This is a genomic window from Methylomonas sp. BG-2, assembly GCF_057766305.1.
This window is the reverse complement of record NZ_JBYMAP010000026.1, coordinates 20,753-27,379: the sequence shown is the minus strand read 5'-3', so window position 1 is coordinate 27,379 and position 6,627 is coordinate 20,753. Positions and strand designations below refer to the sequence as shown.

At 57.7% G+C, this 6,627-nt stretch carries 6 protein-coding genes and 1 pseudogene; 6 read left to right on the top strand and 1 reads right to left on the bottom strand.

The window, feature by feature from the left end:
• From AC3B8H_RS04180 to hypB, 3 genes and pseudogenes are all read left to right on the top strand, one after another.
• Positions 1–241 (top strand): annotated as a pseudogene (locus tag AC3B8H_RS04180) (Ni,Fe-hydrogenase I large subunit); the annotation flags it as partial.
• A 131-nt stretch (positions 242–372) separates the two neighbouring features.
• Positions 373–714, top strand: coding sequence for a hydrogenase maturation nickel metallochaperone HypA (hypA, locus tag AC3B8H_RS04175; protein ID WP_488440362.1), 342 nt, complete (start codon positions 373–375; stop codon positions 712–714).
• Complete coding sequence (gene hypB, locus AC3B8H_RS04170; RefSeq protein WP_488440361.1) at positions 714–1,547, top strand: hydrogenase nickel incorporation protein HypB; 834 nt, start codon at positions 714–716, stop codon at positions 1,545–1,547. Before hypA ends, hypB begins: the two co-directional genes overlap by 1 nt.
• Positions 1,548–1,596: 49 nt before the next feature.
• Here hypB and AC3B8H_RS04165 read toward each other — a convergent pair whose 3' ends face one another.
• Positions 1,597–2,010, bottom strand: a complete 414-nt coding sequence (locus AC3B8H_RS04165) for a hypothetical protein (RefSeq protein ID WP_488440360.1) — start codon at positions 2,008–2,010, stop codon at positions 1,597–1,599.
• Between the two features lie 270 nt (positions 2,011–2,280).
• Between AC3B8H_RS04165 and AC3B8H_RS04160 the strand changes: the two genes are divergently transcribed.
• The 3 genes from AC3B8H_RS04160 to AC3B8H_RS04150 all read left to right on the top strand — a co-directional run bounded on the left by AC3B8H_RS04160 (position 2,281) and on the right by AC3B8H_RS04150 (position 6,561).
• Complete coding sequence (locus AC3B8H_RS04160) at positions 2,281–2,820, top strand: sigma-70 family RNA polymerase sigma factor (protein ID WP_488440359.1); 540 nt, start codon at positions 2,281–2,283, stop codon at positions 2,818–2,820.
• Between the two features lie 42 nt (positions 2,821–2,862).
• Positions 2,863–3,870 carry a FecR family protein gene (locus AC3B8H_RS04155; protein WP_488440358.1) on the top strand — a complete coding sequence of 336 codons (1,008 nt, stop codon included), beginning with the start codon at positions 2,863–2,865 and terminating at the stop codon, positions 3,868–3,870.
• 231 nt (positions 3,871–4,101) lie between these two features.
• Complete coding sequence (locus AC3B8H_RS04150; RefSeq protein WP_488440357.1) at positions 4,102–6,561, top strand: TonB-dependent siderophore receptor; 2,460 nt, start codon at positions 4,102–4,104, stop codon at positions 6,559–6,561.
• Positions 6,562–6,627: the final 66 nt, after the last annotated feature.

Genomic DNA, 6,627 nt, shown 5'->3' with positions numbered 1-6,627 from the left:
CACCGCGGCGCGCGGCCTACTACTGCATCGTTTGGATATGCGCGAAGATCGGGTGTACGATTACCAAATCGTGGCACCGACCGAGTGGAATTTTCATCCGGACGGCGTTGTCGCCCAGGGTTTGTATCGCTTGCGCGGCGATGGCGAGACATTGAAACGTCAAGCCTCGCTTTGGATAGCGGCCATCGACCCTTGCGTGGAATACCGATTGGAATGGGATGACGATACCGATGCCCATTAAATCGAATGGCGCCGTGGGCCGCCGACCAGCGTATTTTCCGGTGGAAACGCTGTCGCATCGCGCGTATGAAGCGTTGCTGGATGTTCGGAATTTTTTATTTTTGGTCGCTTGAAATTTCAACAAATTAACACATGCATGAAATGTCGCTTTGCGAGAGCATTTTACAAACCCTGGAACAACAGGCGTCCGTTCAGCAATATCGCAACGTGAAAACCGTTTGGCTGGAAATAGGCGCGCTGGCCGGGGTCGAAATCGAAGCCTTGCGATTCAGTTTCGACTTGGTGGTCCGAGGCTCTTTGGCGGAAGGCGCCAGACTGGAAATCGTTACCGTTCCCGGTCTGGCTTGGTGCCTGCCCTGCGGCCGCGCCGTCGAGGTTCAGCAACTTTACGACGAATGCCCCGTATGCGGCAGTCATCAATTACAGGTGACCGACGGTCATCAAATGCGCATCAAGGAATTGGAGGTAGAATAATGTGCGGCGTCTGCGGCTGCGGCGAGGGCCTGAATCACTCGCATGACCACGATCATCACGATCATCCCCATACACACGATCACGGACACGATCACGACCATCATCATCACCCGCATCATTCAGCCGAGAGCCCGGAACACGCGCATGCCAGCGGTTTGACACCGGCGCGCATGGTACAGATCGAGCAGGATATTCTGGCGGGCAACAACCGCTACGCAGCGGAAAACCGCAAATATTTGGCCGAGCGCGGCATCTTGGCGTTGAATTTGGTTTCCAGTCCCGGTTCAGGAAAAACCACGCTGTTGACCGAGTCGATTGAGCGCCTAAAAGGCCAATTTGCTATCGCGGTCATCGAGGGCGACCAGCAAACCGCCCGCGATGCCGAACGGATACGCGCCACCGGTGTCAAGGCTCTGCAAATCAATACCGGCAAGGGTTGCCATCTCGACGCCCACAGAGTCGGCCACGCTTTCGAGCATCTACAACTCGAGCAGCACAGCCTGCTGTTCATCGAAAATGTCGGGAATCTGGTTTGCCCGGCGGCTTTCGATCTGGGCGAAGCCCATAAGGTGGTGATATTGTCGGTGACCGAGGGTGAGGATAAGCCGATTAAGTACCCTGATATGTTCTATGCGGCCGACTTAATGCTATTGAACAAGATTGACCTGCTGCCGCACCTGGATTTCGACAGTGAGCAGTGCATAAGCTACGCCAAGCAGGTTAATCCGAAAATCAAAGTACTGGCCGTTTCCGCGAAAACCGGCGAAGGCATGGACAGTTGGTTGAAGTGGCTGCAGGCGGAATTGGCCTTGCAACATATCGAATACGCCTAAACCGGCGGCCACTCTCCCCAAGCCAAGCGGCTGCCCGGCCTGGAAGAATTCAGCGCAGTTTTTCGCCGACGATGGAGCCGCGCACGTTTTCGGCGCTATCAAGTTCCTTGACCTGCTTGCGCATCGCTTCGGACTGATCGACCTGGGCGTTGGCATTGCGCTCCAACGCCTTGACCTCGGCGGCCCGTAACGCGGCCTCGTGCCGCGCTTTTTCCCGCAAGGCTTCCTGTTCCTTTTTGGCTTGGTAATCGGCCTCGACTGCCTTCAGCCTTTCCAAGGCTTTGGCGTTACGCTCCGGATTGCTGATTTCGATATCCACTTGTTTTTCGGCGGCCTTGTTCAGACAAGGCTTGGCCTGGTAAGTGATCTTACCGTTCTCGCTGCATTTGAAGAGTTCGGCGGCCGCTAATTCCGGCAACACGATTAATATGGTCGGGATGAGAACATGGTGCAAGCCTTTCATCAGCGATCTCCTGCGCTTTAAAGAGGCCAATTATAGGCCAATTTCGAGGCTACCGGATTGACTATGCGGCAAAATACGCAGCGCCTTTTTCCCATTTTTTTATCTATGTTATTTAACAAACGCTCGTTCCGTGATTTGCCTTGTTTTTTAGCCAGTCGGTCAGCGCGCGACCGCGGCGGACCACCGCATATTGCGGCATTTAAACCAAGCGGCCCCATTTTTGCTTTACGGTGGTACCCCGCCACCGATACCGGATTTGGCGATAGCCGATTGAGCCGCTACTTAAAATTCATGACTTTAAGAAATCCGACCGATAGCAATTCGTATTGGAGCGACTCGTTAGCCGCTGAACTATTGCGATTTTTAACCGGCCGCATCAAATGCCCGGACATCGCGGCCGAACTGACCCACGATACCTATCTTGGCTTGCGGCAAGTCGTCGAACAGCAAGCGCCCGAGAATGCGCGAGCCATGGCCTTTAGAATCGCGATGAACCTGGCGGTGGATTATCAACGTAAAATCATCGTGCGCGAACGTCACGCCACCGAACAAACCCTGGAAACCATCGCCGAAACCGTTGCTTGTCCAAGCTCGAACACCGAACAGGTTCTAATCGGTCGCGAGCGCCTGCAAGCGCTTAACGGCGCATTAGCCGAATTGCCGCTACAATGCCGAACAGCTTTTCTGCTGCATGGCGTCGAAGGTCTTACCTATTCGCAAATCGCCGAGCGTTTGAATATCTCCAAGTCCTTGGTGAACAAGCTATTGGCGCAAGCGATGCATCACTGCGCGAACCGTTTGGCCGACTAAGCATTCGCGCAGCCATTACCGCCCGCCTCTCCAAGCCTTAGCATGTCCGATTCCTCCGACGAGCTTGCCGACACCACGATTAAGCAACAAGCCATCAATTGGCTGATCAGGCTGCGCGACGACCAATTGACCGACGCCGACCTGGAAGAATTCGCCGGCTGGTTGGCCTGCGATCCAAGCCATTCCGACGCCTACAACGCGGCGGAAACCCTGTTCCAGGACATGGTACTGGCGGCGCATGAACCGGAAAAACCCAGCGATGTCGCCGCCATTTCGGTTAAGCCTGGCCTGACAAACCGGAACCATTCCAAACCGCGCCAACGGCGCCGGTTACAAGGCGCGGCCGCCATCGCCGCCACCTGGTTATTGGCAACGCAATTGATTCTACCGCGTCAGGCTCACTGGCTGGACGCGATGCTTAGCGACTATCGCACTCAAACCGGCGAATGGCGCGATATCCGCCTAAGCGACGGTAGCCGGCTGATGTTGAATACCGACAGCGCGATTTCGGTCCAGTTCGACGCCGGACTTCGCCGCATAGTATTGCATCACGGCCAGGCCAGTTTCAGCGTGGCTCCGGACAGCAAGCGGCCCTTCGAAGTCGCGGCCGCCGATGTGACGGTGCGTGCCCTGGGAACGATATTCGATGTCTACAAAACCGACGCCGGCTTGACCCGGATCGAAGTCAATGAACACGCCGTCGCGGTCAGCACCGGCCGCGAAACCCAGCTCGAAGTCGCGGCCGGCCAAGCCGTCGAACTGCGAGAAGGCCGGTCCTTGGCGCCCCCCGCCCCGGCGCGGCTGGATCAATCCGGCGCGTGGCGGCAGCGTCGGTTAATCATCAACGACAAGCCGTTAGCGGAATTGGTTGCCGAATTGGAACGCTATCGCTACGGCAGGATTTTCCTAAGCGATACCGAATTGGCCAGGCAGCGAGTCAGCGGCGTGTTTGCCTTGGACGATCCGGATGGCGCGCTGAAAACGCTAAGCTTGGCCTTGAATTTAAAATCGTCCCGGCTAGGACCGTTTTGGACGGTTTTGCATCGCTAATCCTCTCACTCTCCCGCTCGCCGCCGGGCGCGGCCCCCGCCCGATCTCCACGATTACGTTCCCGCTTGCACTTAAGCCATGACTGCGATTTTTCGAAAAGTGGGGCGGCGAAATGCTGTTTATTTCGGCGTTTGGAATGCTCTCAGATATTTTTTTGATTTTTTTGTAGTCGATTTTCTCGCTCGAACGACTTCCTTATTGAAGACAGTCATTTTCAACACAGGAAGACGTTTGAAACACCGCTCCGCACCCGACCGCCATTACCGCTCAGTCCAAGTCGCCACGCCGGCCGCGGGCGTCGACAAGATCGCGTTGCTGTGCGTGGTCACTTCACTGAGCGGCGCGCTGGTCTGGATTCCGGTGTTGGCCGAGCCGGCCGGAATCGACTACAACATACCCGCTCAGCCGTTGAACGACGCGCTGATCGAATTCGCCGCCAAGTCGAATCTTGAATTGGTATTTCCGGTTGACGACTTGCGCGGTCTAAGCGCGCCGGCCCTGCGCGGACGCATGAGCGTGGAACAAGGGCTACGCACCCTGTTGCAAAACAGCCGGTTGACCTTCCGCTTTCTGGACACCCGCACGATCACGCTCGAGACCGGGAAGCACCCCGCCAACCCGCGGCAGGCGCCGGTTGCGTTGCCGCCGGTCACGGTCATCGGCAAACCGATTGTCCAACCGGCCGACGATGCCTGGTATACCCTCGACCGGATGACCAGCGCCACGTTGACCGACACGCCGGTGCGACATATTCCGCAAACGGTCGCCAGCGTCACCCGCGACCTGCTCGACGACCAGCAAGCCGTCACGGTCAGCGAGGCCTTAAGCAACGTCAGCGGCGTGGTGGCGCGTAATCCCTTGTATTCGCCGGTCTTGGAAGGCACACTCATTCGCGGCTTTGCGTCCGAGCAGCTGTTGGACGGCTTTACTCAGTATTACAACCCCGGCGACCGGGAAAGCACGATTAACGTAGCCAGCCTGGAGGTGCTAAAAGGCTGCAATGCCCTGCTCCATGCCGGCGGCTCGGGCGCCCCGGTCGGCGGTGTCGTGAATTTGATTTCCAAGCAACCTCGGCCCGAGGCTTTCGGCGAATTCGGCTTCCGGGCCGGATCTCACGACTACTTCCAACCGAATTTCGATATCAATCAGCCTTTGCATAGCCGGGTTTGGTTGCGGCTGACCGGCGAATTCACCGATGCCGGCAACCACGTCGATGCGGTCGAGACCCAGCGTTACAACTTGAATCCGGCCCTGACCTTCACCGACAACGATCGCAACAAGCTCACGTTGCGCGCGAAGTTGTCGCATTGGCGGCAAACCGAATATCAAGGCTTGCCGGCCACCGGTGCGATAGCCGGCCGGTTTCGGCTCGCGCCGGACAGTTTTATCGGCCCGGTCGATGCGCCCCAAAGCCGTTCGGACAGCCAAGCGATTTGGGGCGAGTTCGAGCATCGTTGGGATAAACACTGGACAATCACGCTGAAAAGCCGCGTGTCTCGGGCCAGTTTCGATCAGCGGGTGCAAACGCTGTTCGGCGACGACGGCTTTATCGCCGATCGGCCGCTGAGCGCACTGGGCGCCTCCGCTTGGGGGCTGGTTAACGCCGAGTTGTATCAACGCCAGCGAGAGTTCAGCCTGCTCGGCTATCTGACCGGAAAGTTCGCATCGGAAAACAGCGAACACACGTTGGTCATCGGTGCCGACCGCGGCGAACTCGACGACATTGGCTTCATCGGCGCCGATTTGGCGAATACCGGTTTAGTGGACCTCGCCCAACCCCACTTCGGGTTAAGGTATGCCGTCCCCGAACCGGCGCAGCCCAACCAGTTTATCGGCAATCTGATTTACGGCGGCTATCTGCAATGGCAGGGCAGTTTTTACGATCGCCTACATCTGCTGGCCGGCCTGCGTCGAGGCAAGGTGGCGATCGATTTTCGAAATACCGCGAGCGGCCGCTCAGCCAATACCGACACCGAGAAATGGTTACCCCGCTTGGGTGTCGCCGTCGACATCGGTTCGGCCTGGACCTGGTTTGCCGGTTACAGCGAAGGCATGCGCGGCCAACCCTTCGTCGAGTTTGCCGATACGCCGTTGCCGGAATTGGCGCGCCACGTCGAGACCGGTTTGAAATTCGATATCGACGGTCGCTGGCGCGGCCAGCTTGCCGTGTACCGTATCGACCGCGAACGGGTGGCGGTGGCGGATGGGAGCGACGCCTTGCAACGCTCGACCGCCGCCGGCGCTCAAAGCGCCGAAGGGGTGGAAGCGGACTTGAATTGGCGACTATCGGAAGGACTGAATTTGCTGGGCAATTATGCCTATACGCTGGCGCGCTACCGGGACGATAAAGCCGGGGTTCCGGCCGGTAACCGTTTGCCTCAGGTGCCCGATCACGCAGGGCGGCTGTGGTTGAATTACCAATTGCCGGCGTCCTTACTGCCCGGTTGGCGGATCGGGCTGGGCGTGAATTTAAGCGCCGGCGCCTATCTATCCAAGGACAACCGCTTCAAGACCTCCGATTATCACTGCCTGGACGCCAGTGTGGGGTACGAAACGTCGGCATGGAAATTGGCGGCCACCGTCAAAAACCTTAGCGGCGAACAGTATTATCGGCCTTTCGATTATTTCGACGGCCGGGTCGCACCCGGCGCGGATACCGAACTGTATTTCAACATCGCGTACCGCTATTAGGTCGCCAGCACACCAGGAGCCAACGCACAGATCAGTTAAGAAACTAGAGTGATGCCGCCGGGACCG

Bases quoted from the DNA above. Each gene is read 5' to 3' on its own strand.
- hypA (WP_488440362.1), top strand. From the start codon at position 373: ATGCATGAAATGTCGCTTTGCGAGAGCATTTTACAAACCCTGGAACAA.
- AC3B8H_RS04155 (WP_488440358.1), top strand. From the start codon at position 2,863: ATGTCCGATTCCTCCGACGAGCTTGCCGACACCACGATTAAGCAACAA.
- hypB (WP_488440361.1), top strand. From the start codon at position 714: ATGTGCGGCGTCTGCGGCTGCGGCGAGGGCCTGAATCACTCGCATGAC.
- AC3B8H_RS04165 (WP_488440360.1), bottom strand. From the start codon at position 2,010: ATGAAAGGCTTGCACCATGTTCTCATCCCGACCATATTAATCGTGTTG.